The organism is Brevibacillus humidisoli (assembly GCF_020923435.1).
Taxonomy (GTDB): Bacteria; Bacillota; Bacilli; order Brevibacillales; family Brevibacillaceae; genus Brevibacillus_E; species Brevibacillus_E humidisoli.
In genome coordinates this window covers 3,291,833-3,310,243 of record NZ_CP087263.1, presented here as the reverse complement: position 1 = coordinate 3,310,243, position 18,411 = coordinate 3,291,833, and the positions used below count along the sequence as shown (strand labels likewise).

At 52.2% G+C, this 18,411-nt stretch carries 12 protein-coding genes and 2 other annotated features; all 12 genes read left to right on the top strand.

Annotated features, from left to right (window positions below):
• Positions 1–21 precede the first annotated feature (21 nt).
• The 12 genes from LOK74_RS16210 to LOK74_RS16155 all read left to right on the top strand — a co-directional run bounded on the left by LOK74_RS16210 (position 22) and on the right by LOK74_RS16155 (position 18,237).
• The gene (locus tag LOK74_RS16210) at positions 22–1,833 is read left to right on the top strand and encodes a glycoside hydrolase family 15 protein (RefSeq protein ID WP_230043055.1); all 1,812 of its coding nucleotides are present in this window, start codon (positions 22–24) and stop codon (positions 1,831–1,833) included.
• A 306-nt stretch (positions 1,834–2,139) separates the two neighbouring features.
• The gene (locus tag LOK74_RS16205; protein ID WP_230043054.1) at positions 2,140–3,891 is read left to right on the top strand and encodes a methyl-accepting chemotaxis protein; all 1,752 of its coding nucleotides are present in this window, start codon (positions 2,140–2,142) and stop codon (positions 3,889–3,891) included.
• A gap of 160 nt (positions 3,892–4,051) precedes the next feature.
• A complete protein-coding gene (ggt, locus tag LOK74_RS16200) occupies positions 4,052–5,719 on the top strand; it encodes a gamma-glutamyltransferase (protein WP_478213055.1) in 1,668 nt (555 codons plus the stop codon).
• A 208-nt stretch (positions 5,720–5,927) separates the two neighbouring features.
• Entirely contained in the window at positions 5,928–6,680 is a 753-nt protein-coding gene (hemQ, locus tag LOK74_RS16195; RefSeq protein WP_230043052.1) for a hydrogen peroxide-dependent heme synthase, read from the top strand.
• A 614-nt stretch (positions 6,681–7,294) separates the two neighbouring features.
• Positions 7,295–7,555 (top strand) — a binding site (T-box leader).
• A 149-nt stretch (positions 7,556–7,704) separates the two neighbouring features.
• Positions 7,705–7,974 (top strand) — a binding site (T-box leader).
• Positions 7,975–8,051: 77 nt separating this feature from the next.
• Positions 8,052–8,309 (top strand): ACT domain-containing protein, encoded by a 258-nt coding sequence (locus LOK74_RS16190; RefSeq protein WP_230043051.1) that lies wholly within the window; start codon positions 8,052–8,054, stop codon positions 8,307–8,309.
• 23 nt (positions 8,310–8,332) lie between these two features.
• Entirely contained in the window at positions 8,333–9,583 is a 1,251-nt protein-coding gene (gene ilvA, locus LOK74_RS16185) for a threonine ammonia-lyase IlvA (protein WP_230043050.1), read from the top strand.
• A 565-nt stretch (positions 9,584–10,148) separates the two neighbouring features.
• Positions 10,149–10,634 (top strand): GNAT family N-acetyltransferase, encoded by a 486-nt coding sequence (locus LOK74_RS16180; protein ID WP_230047032.1) that lies wholly within the window; start codon positions 10,149–10,151, stop codon positions 10,632–10,634.
• A 58-nt stretch (positions 10,635–10,692) separates the two neighbouring features.
• Positions 10,693–10,950: a DUF6916 family protein gene (locus LOK74_RS16175; protein ID WP_230043049.1), complete on the top strand. Its 258-nt coding sequence runs from the start codon at positions 10,693–10,695 to the stop codon at positions 10,948–10,950.
• A 49-nt stretch (positions 10,951–10,999) separates the two neighbouring features.
• Positions 11,000–11,521: a phage tail protein gene (locus tag LOK74_RS16170; RefSeq protein ID WP_230043048.1), complete on the top strand. Its 522-nt coding sequence runs from the start codon at positions 11,000–11,002 to the stop codon at positions 11,519–11,521.
• A 58-nt stretch (positions 11,522–11,579) separates the two neighbouring features.
• Positions 11,580–12,080: a phage tail protein gene (locus tag LOK74_RS16165; RefSeq protein WP_230043047.1), complete on the top strand. Its 501-nt coding sequence runs from the start codon at positions 11,580–11,582 to the stop codon at positions 12,078–12,080.
• Positions 12,081–12,097: 17 nt separating this feature from the next.
• Positions 12,098–12,619: a phage tail protein gene (locus LOK74_RS16160; protein ID WP_230043046.1), complete on the top strand. Its 522-nt coding sequence runs from the start codon at positions 12,098–12,100 to the stop codon at positions 12,617–12,619.
• A gap of 53 nt (positions 12,620–12,672) precedes the next feature.
• The gene (locus tag LOK74_RS16155; RefSeq protein ID WP_230043045.1) at positions 12,673–18,237 is read left to right on the top strand and encodes a choice-of-anchor Q domain-containing protein; all 5,565 of its coding nucleotides are present in this window, start codon (positions 12,673–12,675) and stop codon (positions 18,235–18,237) included.
• Positions 18,238–18,411 lie beyond the last annotated feature (174 nt).

Below are 18,411 nucleotides of genomic sequence, written 5' to 3'. Positions count from 1 at the left end.
TCATGACGAGGTGGATGACGAGTGGAGAGAAGAAGCTACTACGGTTTTACAGGAAACGGAGAAACGGCTGTACTGATTCACCCAACTCTCTCAATCGATTGGATGTGTATCCCGCGCTTTGACGGATTTCCGATTTTCGCCAAGGCGCTGGACCCGCTCAACGGGGGGAAGCTGGTGCTCAGTGCCATGGAACCGCTGCAGCCGGTCCGACAGCAATACTTGGGGCGCACCAATGTCCTGCAGACAGAGGTGAAGACGAGTAGCCTGACGATTACAGCTGTCGACTATATGCCGTGGGGAAAGAAGCTGTTCATTCGCGACCTGTCAGTGCAAAACAGAGGACAGGAAAAGGTAGATGCTCCGCTTTGTCTCCAAGCGGTTCCCACCCAGACGTCGGTACACACGTATGAAACGGACGAGGCAGACGGGATCGGCTCCATTCGTGACGGAATCAGTGTGCTCGTCTATCGTATCGAACAAGAGAAGTCTGCGATACCCCCAGGCGAAACCATATCCGCCAGAGTGGTGCTGGCATATGGAAATACCAAGGAAGAAGCGATGACCGCACTTGCGTCGGCAGGAGGGGAGTCTGCCGAGGATGCGATTGCTTTTTGGGAGAACTGGCTTGCGGCGGCTAGAGAAGTACAACTAGAAGACCCGGGCTGGAAAGAAGCGTACTGGCGCAGCCTGCTCGCTCTGAAACTGCTATGTGTCGAGCAGACGGGAGCGATCTTGGCGGCTCCTACCGCATCCTTTCCAGCCGTTCCTCACGGCGGGGACAACTGGGATTACCGGTACGCCTGGCTGCGAGACGGCTATTACACAGCCCACACGCTTGATCTGTGCGGCTTGCATGCCGAATCACGCCGGTTTTATGAATACGCTTTTCGCCTGCAGGAGGCGGACGGCAGCTGGCGGCAGCCATTGTACACGATCGACGGAGACAATCCTGCCGAGATGGTCGTTCCGGATATGGCCGGTCCCAACGGAGAGCGTCCCGTACGTTTCGGCAATCTCGCGGCAGATCAACTGCAGTTGGACAACAACGGCAACATCGTCCATGGTGTCTGGTGCCACTACAGAGAGACCGATGATAAAGCTTTTCTGCAGCAGTACTGGACACAGATCAAAAAGGCTGTTGATTGGCAGCTGCAAAACTGGGATCGGTCGGAGAACGGCATCTGGGAAATACGCGAAAGACAGGATCATTGGCTTCACGGCAAAGCGATGTCGTATGCCTGTTTTGAAGCAGGGGCCAACATCGCGCAGGTACTAGGGGAGACGGCAACGGCGCAGCGCTGGCGTGATGCTGCCGCGCAGGTGAAACGACAGATCATCGTGGAGGGGTGGAATGAGAAGCGCGGCGCCTATTTGCAGTCATACAGCGCGGATGCGCCGCTGGATATCTCCGTGCTGGCTCTGCTCTTTTACGGGGTGGTGGAAGCGGATGATCCCAAGCTGGCCGAGACGGTTCGAAAGATGGAGCAGCCGCTCTTTCGTCCGCTGCAGGTAAGTGGAGGGTATACCACGGCAGACCCGTTCGCCGGCCGGGAAAAAGGGGGCCTCAACATCTCCGGCGGAATCGCACGTTACGACTATGCACATGTCCCCTTTTACCTCCCGACGATCTGGCTGGCCCGCTACTATTTGCTCACAGGCAATCGTCAACGGGCCAAAGAGTTGATCGACACCTGCATTTCCTGCGCCACCGACCTGCTGTTGATGGCGGAGCACTTTCATCCGCGAACGAGGGAGCAGTGGGGCAACTTCCCGCAGGCTTTTTCCCACGAAGAGATGGCCCGGATTCTCTTGGAATGGAGTAGGCCCCGCTAGTACGCGTGCGCAGAAAACACGTTAGTCAACAGACTGGCGTGTTTTTTAGTTAAAACACGCTGAAATGTAAATTATAGGTTTGGTAATTAATGAAAACGGTTAATTAGATACAAGAAAGAAAAGCAATTATTGTGGTTGCTTACAAAAGGAGGGCATAATCATTGTTTTTTGTTGCATTACCTAATAAAAAGAAATAAGAACAATAAATCTAGTTGATCAGGCCAAGCTCTTCATCGTTGCGGTTGAGCAGTTTGTCATATCGGTGACGATGGTAGGTGCGCTGGAGAACAAAAAGGAGAGGAAACCATGAGTAACCGTGTGATGACAAAACTTTTGAAACCATCTATTAAAACAAAATTATTCTCGGCATTTGTGCTAGTTTCGCTCATTCCTCTACTGGTCATGGGAGTGATGAACTACTATTTATCCAAAGACTCGTTGGTGGAAGTAAACAAACAACATCTCAAATCACTGGTTGACAGCGCTTACCTGCTGGCGGAAACACTGGACAAACAGGTCCAAAGCGGCGTACTGACCGAGCAGGAAGCGCAGGAGATGTTCCGAGTAGCTATGGTCGGGGAAAAGCAGGCGGACAATACGCGTAAAATCCCCGACGATGTGCCGCGGATTGGCCAGGATGATTATTTTTTCGCCTACAATGGCGAGATACGCGCCGTCATGCACCCGAAAAACTTTGAAGGGGAAATCAAGGACAGCGTCAACGAGTTCGGTGTAAACCCCAATCGGGAGATGTACAACCAGAAGGAAGGCTACTACACCTTTATGTGGCAAAATCCAGGCGAACCGGAACCACGTGCCAAAATCGCCTACCTGCGTTACTTTGAGCCCTGGGATTGGGTGATTGTGATGGGATCGTACTACGATGGATTCTATCAGCAGACGGAAGAGAGCAAGCAATTTACCATCGTGATTCTGGTAGTCGGGTTTATCCTGGTGACGGTTGTTTCTCTCTTGATCGCTTCCGGATTTACCAGAAGAATCAACCGTTTTAAACAAGTCGTACAAGCGATGGGGAGAGGTGATTTTAGTCCCCGGGTAGAGGAGAAGGGGCAAGACGAGCTGGGCGTGATGGGACAGGCACTCAATGAGGCTCTGGAGAAGGTATCGGAGATGATCTCCGAAGTGAAAGAATCGGCCAAATACCTGAAGGAATCGTCCGACCATCTCTCCGAAGGAGCAAACCAACTGAACCATGCTTCTCTGGAGATCGCATCCTCTGTCGAAGAGGTGGCCAACGGGTCGGAACAACAGTCAGAAAATCTGCAGAACCTGTCCAGTTATATGGAGGAGTTGGCGGCCAGCTTTGAAGACACCTCCCACCAGGTGTCAACCGTAAACGGAGTGGCGATCAAGACTCGAGAAGCGAGTATGGAAGGAAAGCAGAAGATCGAAGTAACGATGGATCAGATGGCAGCCATCCAACATTCGGTTACACAAATCAATGAAGTCATTACTGCCCTGGATCAGCGAACCAAGGACATCGAAAACTTTGTCACGGTGATTACCGATATCTCCTCTCAGACCAACCTGCTGGCACTCAATGCAGCGATTGAGGCAGCCAGGGCTGGGGAAAACGGACGAGGGTTCGCCGTCGTGGCAGAAGAAGTAAGAAAACTGGCCGAACAGTCAGCCCACTCGGCGGAAGAAATCAAAGGGATTATTTCCAACATCGTCGATGAGTCAGAGCGCAGCCAAGCCACCGTTCAGGCGGGCAGTGACGCCATCCTGCAGGGGATCGCAGTGGTTCAAGATGCCGGAGAGAGCTTTGATCAAATACTCTATTACGTCAACCAGGTTGCGGAAGGAATCAATACGGTCAACCAAACCATCCAGGAAATCAACAAAGGGGCACAGGACGTATCCCGTTCTGTATCTGAACTGGGGGCATTCAACGAGGAGACCAATTCCCATACTCAAAATGTTGCTGCCTCTGTTGAGGAACAGACTGCGATGGCCAGGGAGATCCATTCCTCCATGGATAAACTGGCCGACAAAGCAAATCACCTGGACGAGATCGCCAAAACGTTTAAAGTATGACCTGTTCTCGCTCCAACCGTGAAAGGGGGTGGTGGAGGGGAAAAGTAGTGTGAACAGCCGACGCCATGCAGCCAATACACACGAAACGATACACAACAAAAGGAGGAGTACGATGTTTCGACGGTTTCAAACCTCTGTAGCAGCAACGTTAGCGATTGTCATGACACTGTTTACGGCGGCTGGTGCAAATGCAGCCAACAGGCCAACTACGATGGCGCCTCATGCGATGGTGACGACCCCGCATTATTTGGCATCACAAGCGGCCATTCAGGTACTGGAGGAGGGGGGGAACGCTATTGATGCTGCCGTTGCTGCTGCTTCCACATTAGGAGTGGTGTATCCTCATATGAATGGCATCGGAGGAGACAACTTCTGGCTGATCTACAACGCCAAAACCGGCGAGCTAAAAGCAATCAATGCAAGTGGTCGCTCTGGTGAGAAGGCCACGATTGATTTCTATAAAGAACAGGGATTTGAAAAAATTCCATCCCGAGGTTACGTGGCAGCCAACACGGTCCCGGGAGCCATTTCGGGCTGGCAGGAGGCTTATGACTACGGAAAGAAGAGCATGGGCAACAGCTTGCCTTGGCATAAGCTGTTGGAACCCGCTATTGATTACGCAGAGAACGGTTATCCGACAACGTTTAGCCAGGAGCATTGGACCCGTGTCAACATCGATGAAACTGACAAGGAATTCCGAGATCTGCAGCGCTTTTCTGAGTTTGCGGATGTCTTCTTGAAGGAGAACGGACAACCGTATGCAGAGGGTGAGTTGTTCAAACAACCCGATCTTGCAGAGACATTAAAGGTCGTTGCCAAGAAAGGGGCGGACGGATTCTACAAGGGGGAGATCGCTCAGAAAATCGTTGACGATCTGCAAGCCAATGGCGGCCTTCTGACGTTAAAGGATTTTGCCGAGCATAAGGCAAACTGGGTTGATCCGATTTCCGTCGAGTACCGCGGCTATACAGCTTATAATTTTCCGCCAAATACACAAGGATTTGCTTCGCTGTCGATCTTGAACATTTTGAATCATTTTGATGTAAAGGAACTGGGCGAAGGAACAGCCGATTACTACCACCTGATCGTAGAAGCTACCAAGCAGGCGTTTGCCGATCGTGACAAATGGCTGACAGACCCTGAGTTTGTAGATATTCCGCTGGATGAGCTGCTGTCCAAAGAGCATGGCAAAGCATTGGCTGACCGTATCGATATGGATCGGGCCGCAGCGGATGTAGAACCGCTCGATCCCAAAGGTGATACCGTCTGGTTTGGCGTGGTGGACAAGGATGGAAATGCAGTCTCTGTGATTCAAAGTATCTACCATGAGTTTGGGTCCGGCATTGTAGCCAAAGATACCGGCGTACTGCTGCAAAACCGGGGCAGCTTCTTTTCTCTCGACCCGGAACATGTCAACCATCTGGAACCAGGTAAACGAACGTTCCACACGCTGAACCCGGCGATGCTGTTCCAAAACGGGAAACCTTATCTCGTATACGGAACAATGGGCGGGGAAGGCCAGCCCCAAACCCAGGCTGCGATCGTGACGAGAATTGTTGACTTTGGCTTTAGCGTACAGGATGCGATTGAAGCCCCTAGATGGCTGCATGGACGGACTTGGGGCGCAGCGTCCAACGACCTCAAGATGGAAGGGCGCATTCCGGATGAGGTGATTCAAGAGATGAAAGATCGCGGACATCCGGTAAAAGTGGTCGAAGATTACACGGACACGATGGGTCATGCCGGAGCCATTTTGATCGACCCGGACACAAACATCAAATACGGCGGCGCAGATCCGCGTGGCGATGGCGCTGCTGTTGGGTATTAAACACCCGATCTCCATCTGGATTTCGTTTGCACATCCATTAACCTTTAGCCTAGACTAAAGTCGCATATTTGGAAGCGCAAAAGGGAAGTTCGTTCACCATTTCGTATGGGATGACGATCTTCCCTTTATGCTATACTGAGGGTGAGCTTGGAGCCTACATACCTCTGTTTGCAGGCACATGATGACGAAGCAAAGGAGTTGTTTACACATGGCAGACAACGAAGCGTTGCTTACGCTTGAAGGATGGTTCTCGTACCACGACTTCCGCAAGCTGGATTGGGAAAAGTGGAAGGCAGCATCGGCAGAGGAGAGACAGACGGCGATTGAGCAGCTGCTCGGCTTGATGAAAGAGTGGGAAGAAAACCAAACGGCAGGAAAGGGCAGCACCGCTACGTACGCGATGCTCGGACATAAGGCGGATCTCGGTTTTATGTTTCTCCGCGAGACCATGCAGGAGCTCAACGAGATCAAAACAACATTTAACAAAACACGGTTTGCCGACTTTACCCGCTCTGATTATTCCTATATCTCGGTGGTGGAGTTGAGCAACTATGTGAACAATCCGGGCGAGGACCCGAAGGCCAATCCACACGTGCGGGAGAGGCTCTATCCCAATCTCCCCAAGTGGCAGCACCTCTGCTTCTATCCGATGAACAAGAAGCGGTCCGGTGACGACAACTGGTATATGATGACGATGGAACAGCGCCGCGAACTGATGAAAGCGCACGGGATGACAGGCCGCAAGTACGCGGGTCGGATCAAGCAGATTATCGGTGGTTCGATCGGGTACGACGATTGGGAGTGGGGTGTCACCCTGTTTGCCAACGATCCGCTCGATCTGAAACGGATCGTCTATGAGATGCGGTTCGACGAGGTGAGCGCTCGTTACGGAGAGTTTGGCACGTTTTTGGTCGGCAATCTGCTGACGGAAGAAGGAGTGCAAAGCTTCCTAGAGGTCTAAAGTGATTGGCAGCAGAGCAATAAAATCGTTTCAGGCAGCTGCTGAGCCCAATGTTTTTGGCTACAGCAGCTGCTTTTTTGTCTCATACGCTGCTTTTTTGACTCTTAGAATGAAAGGACAATACGAAGTCACATTTAAATAAAGATAAATATGATGAACAAAATAAAAACAGACCCAATAGCTAAGACTAGAGCCGGAAGTTTGTGTTTGGGATTCCCCCAAGATACTAAGATTGAAAAATAAATGATGAATGCAAAAAAACCTATTATTCCAACGTTGATAGGTATTAATATCTTCATTTCTTGGTAAGTAAGGAACATATAGATCTCGGCTAACAGCCAAATGATGACGGAAACAACCCCGATAAAGATCAATCCAGTGTAAAGATTATCTTTCTTCATGCGCCAATCACCTCCGATGAGGTTCAGAAACTTCATGATACTAATGATACCTAGTATTGCAATCATTTTCTAGCTCCAGTCCCCAAAGCCGTTCATCTGGCTGAAATCATCCATTGACAAATCGCCAGTGAACTTTCTATAATGCCTTGTAAGCATACGGGTTTTGAACCGGATAGGCAGCGGTTCAAATGGATATACGCAAGAAGATCATGGACGAAAGCGTTGATGAGGACAAGTAGGAGGAGCCATGGCGTGCAGAGAGCCGTCCCGCAGGCTGAGAGGGCGGTCGCCAACTCGCTTCGAAGATCACCTCGGAGTTTTGCTTTTGAACAGGCGCTAGGGCCCTAGTAAGGAGCAACGGGAACAATCGCCGTTATCGGATTGAGTCCGCATCGTATAGACCGGACTTGCAGAGTCTGTTGTTCGCGAGAGCACAGAGATGCCGGGTGGTACCGCGATCCGATCGCCCCGGCAGTCAATCGCTGTTTTGTGGCGGTTGGCTGCCGGGGCGAGTTTTTTTGAAGATCATATGACCGTCGCGGCTGGTGATTAGGGCTAGGACATGCGGCTGTCGCGAGAACGTGTCGCGATACGACCGGAAACTGATTAGGAAGATGATCTAAAAACAAGCGTTGATGAGGACAAGTAGCAGGCAGCACTGACGCACAGAGAGCCGTTCCCTGGCTGAAAGAACGGTCGTTACCTGCCTGTGAAGATCACCTCGGAGCGTTCCTGTTGAAATGACTGCCCGCGATCAGAGCGGGGGCAGAGTAGACAGCAACGGGTTACCTCCGTTATCGGGTGGCAGTCCATATGTGCTGGACTGGGCAAGCCTGTCTGTTGTGAGACGACAGGAAAAAGCCGGGTGGTACCGCGATTCGATCGCCCTGGCAATCAAGCACGGTTTCGTGTTTTGATTGTCAGGGTGTTTTTTATTGAAAGGGAGAGGAATTGCGAAAGGGTGGGAAGGATGCAGCAAAGGGTACATGTACTGGTAGACAATCAACCAGGTGTATTGGCCAAGGTAGCGGCCTTGTATGCGGAGCGAGGGGTGAACATCGACAGCTTCTCTGTTCATCCTGTCCAAGGATCGGAGCTGTCCCGGATGTTGATCGTGACCAGCTGTGAACCAGATCTGCTGACAGGGATTTTAGGCGAATTGGAGCGGCTGGCTGAGGTGCTCAAAGTAGAGCGGGAGCGGAAAGAACCGGAAGAACAAGCAGACTGATCAAGATGGAGGCAAACAATCATATGACGAACCTATTAACGCTGGAAGATATCATGGTAGCGCATCACGTCGTAAAAGAGGTCATCTGCAAAACGCCGCTGCAGCGAAACGCGTTGTTATCGGAACGGTATGACTGCAATCTGTACCTCAAACGGGAAGATCTGCAGGTCGTCCGTTCGTTTAAGATCAGGGGAGCCTATCACTTTATCCGCAGTTTGCCAGAAGAATCCCTCAGCAGAGGGGTGGTTTGCGCCAGCGCCGGCAATCATGCCCAAGGCGTGGCCTACTCCTGCAAACGGCTTGGCATCAAGGGGAAAATTTTTATGCCAGCGACAACGCCGCGTCAAAAGGTCTCACAGGTCAAGCTGTTTGGCGGTGTATTCGTAGAGGTGATCCTGACCGGCGATACCTTTGACGACTCGTTCCGCGAAGCGATGCAGTCCTGCGAGCAGGAGAACATGACGTTTGTCCATCCGTTTGACGATCGGCGGATCATCGCCGGCCAGGGGACGGTTGGGACGGAGATCATGAATGAAATGGAAGAACCGCTTGATTATCTCTTCACCAGTATCGGCGGAGGCGGTTTGGTTTCCGGAGTGGGGACGTACGTAAAAGGAATTAGCCCGGCAACGCAGGTCATTGGCGTGGAGCCAGGCGGGGCGGCATCGATGAAGCAATCGATCGCAGCAGGGGATATCGTCACCCTCCCTGACATCGACAAGTTTGTTGACGGAGCAGCGGTGAAACAGGTGGGCCAGCTTACCTGGCAGATCTGCAAGGAGGTCCTGGACGATATCGTGCTGGTTCCCGAAGGAAAGGTGTGCACCACGATTCTGGAACTGTACAATGAGAACGCCATCGTCGCCGAACCAGCAGGCGCCCTGCCGATTGCCGCGCTTGATTTTTATCGCGATCAGATCAAAGGCAAGAACGTCGTCTGTGTCATAAGCGGCGGCAACAACGATATCGATCGCATGCAGGAAATCAAGGAGCGTTCTTTGATCTACGAAGGCTTGAAACATTATTTTATCGTCAACTTTCCGCAGCGGGCTGGTGCTTTGCGTGAATTCATCGACCGGGTGCTGGGACCAGAAGACGATATTACCCGATTTGAATATACCAAGAACAACAACAAGGAAAACGGACCGGCTCTAGTCGGCATTGAGTTGAAGCACAAGGAAGACTACCAGCCGCTGATCGAGCGGATGGAGCAACACCGCATTGACTACCTGGAAGTAAACAAGCATCCCTCGCTGTTTTCGTTTCTGGTTTAGATCCATGTACAAACGTTCTATTGGAGAGAAGCAGGTTTCACAAGCAATTGTGAAGCCTGCTTTTTTTTGAGCGATGAGGTAACGAAAGATAAGTCGGAAGTTTGGTCAGGAGATGCAGGGATCATACATAGGAAACATTCGACCTACGCAAGGAAATGTTGCGTACGCAAGCAAACGTTGCAAGGCGAAAGAGAAAAACAGGTGAGTTCCGCTCGTGTCAGTGCCCACAGAGTCGGAGCGGAAACAAAGCGGTATACGCTTGGCGGCCAACTGCTTCCCTGAAATCCCCCCGCCCCTTGAGGGCTTTTCGCCGCCGTACCGATTTGTTGGAGCGTAGACGGCCATCCCGGCTTCACCGTGGGCACTGACACGAGCGGAACTCACCTGTTTTTCTCTTTCGCCCCCACTATGGTTCGTTAGTAGAGTAAATCTTTTTTACAAAAGGAAGGAAAAGCGCTGGAAGGTAAAATTTTCGAAACTTCCCTTTCTCCTACTCTTTTTTACCAATATAATATTTTGCAAACGCGAAAAAGAAGGAGGAGTTCATGTTATTCACTTGCTGACGATGGTTGAAGCCACTGCAGAAGACGAACCGTTTCTCTATCAAGTCTACGCCAGCACCAGGCGAGAGGAAGTGGCAGGCTGGGGATGGGAAGAAGCAGCACAGGATGCCTTTCTGCGCATGCAGTTTGATTTACAACAGCGGTCTTATCAGATGGAGTACCCGAATGCGATTCATCAGATTGTGCTTCATGGCAGCAATCGCGCTGGCAGGATGATTGTTGACTACAGGAAGGAAGCGATCCTGTTGGTCGACCTATCGCTTCTTCCGGAATACCGCAATGTCGGCATCGGTACGACTCTGCTCAAAGAGCTGCAACAGGAAGCTGCGGATAGCGGGAAAGTACTGCTGCTCCAAGTGTATCACGCCAATCCGGCTCTGCGGCTGTATACCCGCCTGGGATTTGAGGTCACTGCGCAAAACGGTCTGTACGTCTCGATGAGGTGGCATACCAACCCCACTGAGTCACACTCGCATTACATAACCTAACATCATAGAGAGGTGATCCGTACTGAATTCTCTTACTGTTGCCGCTTTTCAGGAGTGTTTGCACAGCCATTTTACTGTCACCCCAGAACAAAACACCCCTCAGAAGTTAGAACTGATCGAAGTTGCCGACAAAAGTTCCACCGCAGTAGAGCAGTTTTCCCTCATCTTTCATGGCCCTTCTGATTTTTTGTTGCCTCAGAAATTGTATGCCGCCCAGCACCCGAAATTAGGTTCCATGGATTTGTTTTTGGTACCTGTGGGACAGACACAGGATGGGTATTTGTATCAGGTGGTTTTTAATCGATTAAAGGACTGATTCATTCGTATCTGCAAGGTATTGCGTGACAGCAAAGGGGGATTCTTACATGAGTGATGCGTACGTTGGAGAAATCCGTATGTTCGCCGGCAATTTTGCGCCGTTAGGCTGGGCGTTTTGCGATGGGCAGTTACTGAGCATCAGCGAAAATTCAACACTGTTTTCCTTGATCGGGACAACCTACGGCGGGGATGGCGAAACCACATTTGCACTGCCTGATCTGCGTGGGCGAATCCCGCTGCATGCGGGAACCAATCCCACTACTGGAACCGCGTATCCACTCGGTCAGAAGGGCGGTGTGGAGACGGTTACGTTGACGGTGGATCAATTGCCAGCGCATACACACCAGGTGGCAGCGCAATCGCAAGAGGTGGCAGAGAAAAGTACGGTATCGGGTGCAGTGTGGGCGCCGTCTTCGGTTCAGCAATATTCCACATCGGGGCCAACCGGGACCATGAGTGCATCTGCTGTGGCGACTGCAGGGGGATCACAGCCTCATGATAATATGATGCCGGCCCAATGCATCTCGTTTATCATCTCGCTGTGGGGAATCTATCCAAGTCCGAATTGAGCAACAGCTTCTCCACTTGCAAGACAAATCAACAGACGACAACAAGGAGGAATCAGCCATGTCAGAACCGTTTCTTGGCGAGATTCGTGCGTTTGCTTTTTCGTTTCCACCCAGAGGCTGGGCCTTTTGTGATGGGCAGGAAATGTCCATCATGCAAAACCAGGCTCTGTTCTCTCTCTTAGGGACGACATATGGGGGAAATGGACAGACAACCTTCCGTTTGCCTGACCTGCGCGGCAGGGTTCCGGTACATCCGGGCGACGGCATCACACTGGGGGAGAGCAGCGGAGAAGAGGGGCACACGCTGACGATTCAGGAGATGCCGCAGCATACCCACGTTGTATCGGGTAGTTCACAGCCGCCTTCCAGTCCGCTCCCTGACGGCCATGTATGGGCTTCGGCTCAAGGTGTAAACAACTACAGCCAGGAAGCAAATGTACTGATGAGCCAGACGGCACTCAAGAATACGGGCGGCAGCCAACCGCATGAAAACAGACAGCCGTATAGCGTACTCAACTACTGCATTGCCATCATGGGGATTTACCCCACACGGAATTAAGGGAGGCGAACGCACAAATGTCAGAACCATTTCTCGGTGAGATTCGCATCTTTGCTGGTAACTTTGCTCCGAGGGGCTGGGCTTTTTGCAACGGTCAGATAATGCACATAACTCAGAACACAGCGTTGTTTTCCTTGCTTGGTACCACATACGGCGGGGATGGCAAGATGACGTTTGCACTGCCCAATCTGCAGGGACGGGCACCGATGCATTGGGGGGCAGGACAAGGGCTTACACCGCGTTCACTTGGTGACGTTAGCGGCAGTTCCACTGTTACCCTGATCAGTCAAGAGATGCCAACGCACAACCACCTGCCGCAAAGTCAGTCTTCCGGTTCACAACCCAATCCAGAGGGGGCGATCTGGGCCAGACCATCCGGACTGCGCCCAGCATCGCTTTATGGTGAAACACCAGATACCCAGATGGCGCCAAATGCCATCCTCCCAGCAGGCGGCAGTATGCCGCACAACAACATGCAGCCGTATCTGGGGCTAATCTATATCATCGCCTTGGAGGGAGTCTTCCCTCAACGGCCATAGTCATGTGCAGATGAGCAAATGGCATGGAGGAAAATAGTTAGGAGGAACCTGACGTGCTTCACGCTTTGAATCGGCTCGGAACAGACATGTTTTCCATGTCGTTCCGAGCGAAGCTGTTTGCGGCTTGTGTTGGAATCGGGCTGGCTTTGTTGTTCGGTTTTTCCGTGGCTGCAGAGGCAGCCACTCATACGGTTACTGATCAAATGGATACCGTCGACAGCAATCCTGGTGACGGCGTTTGTCAAGACAGTAGAGGCCAGTGCACGCTGCGAGCGGCGATTATGGAGAGCAACGCTTCTGCCGGGGCAGACACGATCATCCTTCCTGAAGGTACCTATACACTTACATTGGCAGGAACAGAAGACGGTGGAGATGAAATGGTCGGTGACCTTGACGTGCTGGATGACCTGACGATTATCGGGGCCGGTGGTAGCGGGGAGGCTGATCCGACAACTACGATCATTCAGGCGGGAACTTCTGCCGGAACCGGAATCGATCGGGTACTTGCCGTAAACCCCAATGTGGACAGAGAGATCGACTTCACGCTAAAAGCGGTCTGGATCAGGTATGGAAAGAGTAAGGTTGAGAGCTTCTACGGTGCCAGTCTTGGGGGAGGAATATTAGCTGATGCAGCCAATTCCAACCTGTACATCTACAACACGATTATCAGTGACAACGAGGCAGGTAATGATGGAGGGGGTCTGTACCTCAGCGGTTTAACCAATGGTACCATTCGAGTCGAGAAATCTGAAATTAGACAGAACAAGGCGGGAACGAGCGGTGGAGGGATCATTGTTGCTGCTGACAGTTCGGTAGAGATTGTCAATTCGACAATTGACGGGAATACTGCCGGTATTGGTACAACCTTCGGCAGAGGCGGTGGTATTCGTCTTGATCCTATCAACTATGGGACAGTAAAAGGAGCAATGATCGAACAAACGACGATTTCCAACAACCAGGTAAGCGGATCCGATTCCCTCGGTGGCGGAGTTGCTAGCCATCTAGCAATGACAATGGAGAATGCGACAATCAGCGGCAATCGTTCCGATTACCATGCCGGCGGGGTTTATATCGAAACAAGTAGTCCTTCGACCATCACCAATATAACTATCACAGACAACCGTGCGGATGCCGACGGGAATAGCGTAGGAGATGGCGGTGGTCTGTATCTGGATAACGGTGACGTCACGGCTCGCAATACGATTATTGCCAAAAACTATAAGGGAACCGGCACGGCGGCCAGCGACGTGTTCAAGGGATCGGGGACTTTTAACAGCACCAGTTCGTACAATCTGATCGGTGTCGGCGGATCAGGCGGGCTAACCAATTCCAACAGCAATCTGATTAATGTGTCCGATCCTGGTCTTGGCCCGTTAGCGGACAATGGTGGTCCTACCAAAACCCATGCCTTGCTCAATGGCAGTCCAGCGATTGAGGCAGGCAGCAATGCTTGGGTGACAACAGGATCGACTGACCAGCATGGCAGGACGAGAATCCTCGACTCTGCGGATACAGGGTCCACGGCGGTCGTTGACATCGGGGCGGTGGAAGCTCATCCGACGATTCAGGATATCGGCAATCAAACGATTGGAGCTGGGGGAAGTAAGCAGGTGACGTTTGAGGTTGGCGACGATGGCCTCGGATTTGACTCGATCACGGCCACTTCCAACAACCAGACGCTGCTTCCTGACAGCAATCTGACGATTTCGGGTAGTGGTTCAACTCGCAACCTATCTATTACGCCGGCATCCGGTCAGATGGGTACGGCGACGATCACAGTCAAGATCACGGATGACCTTAACGGAGTCGTGCATTCAGCGACCGATACGTTTGATGTTGAAGTAGTTTCCAGTGCAGATCTCACGGTGGCCAAGACAGACAACGGCCCGTTCTATCAGGGGCAGACCGGGGCCCAGTACCGCATTACCGTGAGCAATGAGGGAGCGGGACCGACCAGCGGTACGGTTACGGTGACAGATACCCTGCCTGCAGGACTTGCTGTCACCTCAATCAGCGGGGAAAGTGGCGAGAGCAGTATCTGGCATGGAAACTGTTCGCTTGGCACGTTAACCTGCACCACGTCCACCGTTCTGGCAGCAGGAGAGTCGTATGAAGATATTGTCGTCACGGTAGACGTAGCGAATAACGCTCCGGCAAATGTAACGAACGCTGCTGATGTGACAGGTGGAGCCGATGTGGATACCACCAACAATCATACCGAAATCACGACAACGGTGAATGAAGCGCCTGCGGTTGCTGACGTGGATGTTCCGGCAAACGGCAGCTATCTTTCTGGAGATCCACTTGATTTCACCGTGCACTTTACCCGGCCGGTGACGGTGACGGGTACACCGAGATTGGAGCTAACGATTGGCAGCGGCACTAGATACGCCACCTATCAATCGGCTGTTGATGGTGATTCCTTATCGTTTCGCTACATGGTTGCAGAGGGAGACCTCGACTCGGACGGTATAGCATTGGCCGGGGCGATTGATCTCAATGGCGGTACGATCCGTGATGCCAGCACCTCTTATGATGCTCGGCTCACCCTCAATGGTGTGGAAGATCTATCGCAGGTACTGGTGGATGCGGTTAAACCCACAGTAAACAGCGTCACGGTACCAGCAAATGGGACGTATGGGACCGGAGCTGAACTGGACTTTACCGTAGAACTTTCAGAACCAGTCACGGTGACGGGCACGCCAGAGATTCCATTGATCGTAGGCGGTACTACGAGATACGCCTCGTATATTGCTGTCGATAGTGACCAGGATTCCTTGGTATTCCGCTATGCCGTACAGTCGGGAGACCATGACAGCGATGGCGTGGCACTGGGCGGCAGTATTGAGTTGGCTGGCGGCAGCTCCATCGACGATGCTGTTGGCAATGCGGCCAACCTAACACTAAACAATGTAGGCAGCACGGCGATGATCTATGTCGATACAAGCCAGCCAGAGGTTGCAGCCGTTGAGGTACCGGCGGCGGATGCTTACAAAGCCGGAGAGAATCTCGATTTCACCATCCGTTTTAGCAAAATCGTTACAGTCGATACGGCAGGTGGGACCCCTCGCTTGGTATTAGATGTCGGCGGTAGTCAGGTCTACGCCAACTACCAGAGCGGCACCAATTCCGATGAGCTAACATTCCGCTACACAGTAGGCGCAGGGCAAAATGATGCGGACGGCATCGCGATCACGGCACTGGAGGCAAATGGCGGGACGATTCAAGATGCGGCAGGAAATGCGTCCAGCCTGGTGTTGCAGAATGTGTCGGATACCTCCGGCATACTGATCGATACGCAAGTACCGACGGTTCAGTCCATCGTCATCCCCACTCCTGGCACGTATCTGGCTGGGGGAAATCTTGACTTTGCCGTCACCTATGACGAGCCGGTTAGTGTGGATACAACGGGCGGAACGCCGTATATTCCTCTGGATGTCGGTGGAGCGAATGTTCAAGCTGCGTACGTATCAGCGGTTGATTCCACCACACTGACGTTCCGTTACCAGATCGAACAAGGACGGAAAGATGAAAACGGGATTGAGGTTACTGGACCGATCGCCATAAACGGCGGCAGCATCACGGATACAGCTCAAAACAATGCAGATGCTGCACTAAACGGCTTGGGAGACACATCGGGCATCCTGGTCGATGCGGTGGCGCCAACTATTACCGGCTTTGTATATCCCGCCGCAGCTACGTATAAAGAAGGAGACACGCTTACATTTACGCCTACCTTCTCTGAGTCGGTGCTGGTGGATACCAGCGGTGGCAGGCCAAGAATCGAACTGACGATCGGCAGCAGCACGCGTTACGCCGAATATACGGCCGGTCACCATTCTACTGCCCTTACCTTTACCTATCAGGTACAGGATGGAGAAGTAGACGTCGACGGTATAGATGTGGCTGGTTCAATAGATCTGAACGGCGGCACACTGCAAGATTCGATCGGCAATTCTGCGGAGCTGAACTTGCCACCAGCCGGCACCAGCGGGATCTTGGTGGATGCGGCAGATCCGACCGTCACCTCTGTTTCGATCACAGACGGTTATTATTACGTGGGAGATACTCTACAGGTCATCGTAAATCTGAGTGAACCGGTCACTGTGAACAGCGGCACACCCGCGTTAGAACTGGATATCGGCGGTACGCCCGTGCAGGCAGATTACCAGGCGGGTACCAGAACGAATGCACTGGCATTTGCTTACAACATAACTCCCGGACTGGAAGACCATGATGGTATCGAACTGGGCGCAGCGATCCAATTGAATGGCAGCATGATACGTGACGCAGTAGGAAACGAGGCTGTACCCACACTGCCTGCTACAGATACATCCAATGTGCGAGTAGATACCTCCGAACCGGAAGTAACCTCGGTCGACCTCCCGGCAGACGGGTTCTACAAAGCGGGAGATGATCTGGACTTTACCGTTCACTTTGACGAACCGGTGACGGTAAGTGGCACACCCCGGTTGGCTCTGGAGATAAACAGAGGCACGATATATGCCGATTACCAATCTGGAAGCAACACTGATGAATTGCTCTTCCGCTATACGGTGCAGCCGGGCGATGATGACCGCAATGGATTGGAACTTCTGGTGCCGACGATCGATCTGAATGGAGGAACGATTCAGGATGCTTCAGGTCTGGCAGCGTTCCAATCGCTAAACAACTTAAACGGAGATTTGTCAGCGATTTACATTGACACGACAGGACCAGCAGCGCCGTCCTTCACCACCCATGACGGCACCGTATTCCGTTCCCGCACGGCTACCTTTACCGGTACCGGCGAACCGGACAGCACCGTACGGCTCTATGTGGACGGCGACACGTCGGCTAGCGCCAGTGGAAAGGTTCGGGGCGACGGAACATGGAGAATCTCCGTAAGCGGTCTGACAGTAGGGGATCATCAGATCGAGGCCGATGCTGTCGATGAGGCAGGCAATGAAAGCAGCGGCAGGGACTCGATCGACTTTACGATCAAAAATCCACCGCCACCACCACCGCCGCAAGATGAGGAGTGGCCGGAGCAAGAGGATGTCCCCGTTGACAAGTCGTGGACGATCCGTTTCAGCAAGAAGCTTGATCCTGAAACGGTGACAGAACGGAATATCTACGTAACCGATGATCGGGGAAGACATCTCGATGTAGAGGTCACCCTCGGTGAGGATGAAAAGTCGATCCTGGTCAGTTCGCCAGAAGAGGGGTACGAACCCGGAGAGACTTACACCCTGCATATCCGCCGCTATATCCGCTCAGAAGATGGGGAATCGCTGAAAAAGTCGATTCGCATGGACTTCACCATTGCCGAGGAAACGGTGGGCCCGCAGGATTCATCCTCGATCATCACCGTGCCGGAAGAGGCGGACGATGAGGTGCCTGAGGAGACTCCTGCTCCCGATGGTCAATTGGAAGATCAACCGGGAGATGCAGAAGACGGAACAGGTGATGAACCTTCTGAAGAGCAAGAGGATGGAACGATGACAGATGAAGTTGAGGATGAGGATGTCACTTCCCAACCGGATGATTCTTCCATAGAGGAACAGGGTTCCGAAGAAACTGACCAAGCCGGTTCTGCTGGTAGTCAGGAAATGACCGAGCAACCATTGATTCAGTAACCTTTGACGGAGTCCCATCAAAGGGATTCGTAACAAGCAGAAAGCTCAGTTCTATGCATGAAAAAAAGCAGGCTCGCTGCAATCGGCGAACCTGCTTTTTTCCTATCTGGCTCAGCCATTATGGTATAATTCTGAAAAAAAGAACCCGCAATCAAGGGAGAAGGAGAAACGAGA

What these genes read in the sequence shown, in the direction of transcription:
- LOK74_RS16180 (WP_230047032.1), top strand. Translation starts at nt 10,149, where the DNA reads ATGGTTGAAGCCACTGCAGAAGACGAACCGTTTCTCTATCAAGTCTAC.
- LOK74_RS16170 (WP_230043048.1), top strand. Translation starts at nt 11,000, where the DNA reads ATGAGTGATGCGTACGTTGGAGAAATCCGTATGTTCGCCGGCAATTTT.
- hemQ (WP_230043052.1), top strand. Translation starts at nt 5,928, where the DNA reads ATGGCAGACAACGAAGCGTTGCTTACGCTTGAAGGATGGTTCTCGTAC.
- ilvA (WP_230043050.1), top strand. Translation starts at nt 8,333, where the DNA reads ATGACGAACCTATTAACGCTGGAAGATATCATGGTAGCGCATCACGTC.
- LOK74_RS16165 (WP_230043047.1), top strand. Translation starts at nt 11,580, where the DNA reads ATGTCAGAACCGTTTCTTGGCGAGATTCGTGCGTTTGCTTTTTCGTTT.
- LOK74_RS16205 (WP_230043054.1), top strand. Translation starts at nt 2,140, where the DNA reads ATGAGTAACCGTGTGATGACAAAACTTTTGAAACCATCTATTAAAACA.
- LOK74_RS16190 (WP_230043051.1), top strand. Translation starts at nt 8,052, where the DNA reads ATGCAGCAAAGGGTACATGTACTGGTAGACAATCAACCAGGTGTATTG.
- LOK74_RS16160 (WP_230043046.1), top strand. Translation starts at nt 12,098, where the DNA reads ATGTCAGAACCATTTCTCGGTGAGATTCGCATCTTTGCTGGTAACTTT.
- ggt (WP_478213055.1), top strand. Translation starts at nt 4,052, where the DNA reads ATGACACTGTTTACGGCGGCTGGTGCAAATGCAGCCAACAGGCCAACT.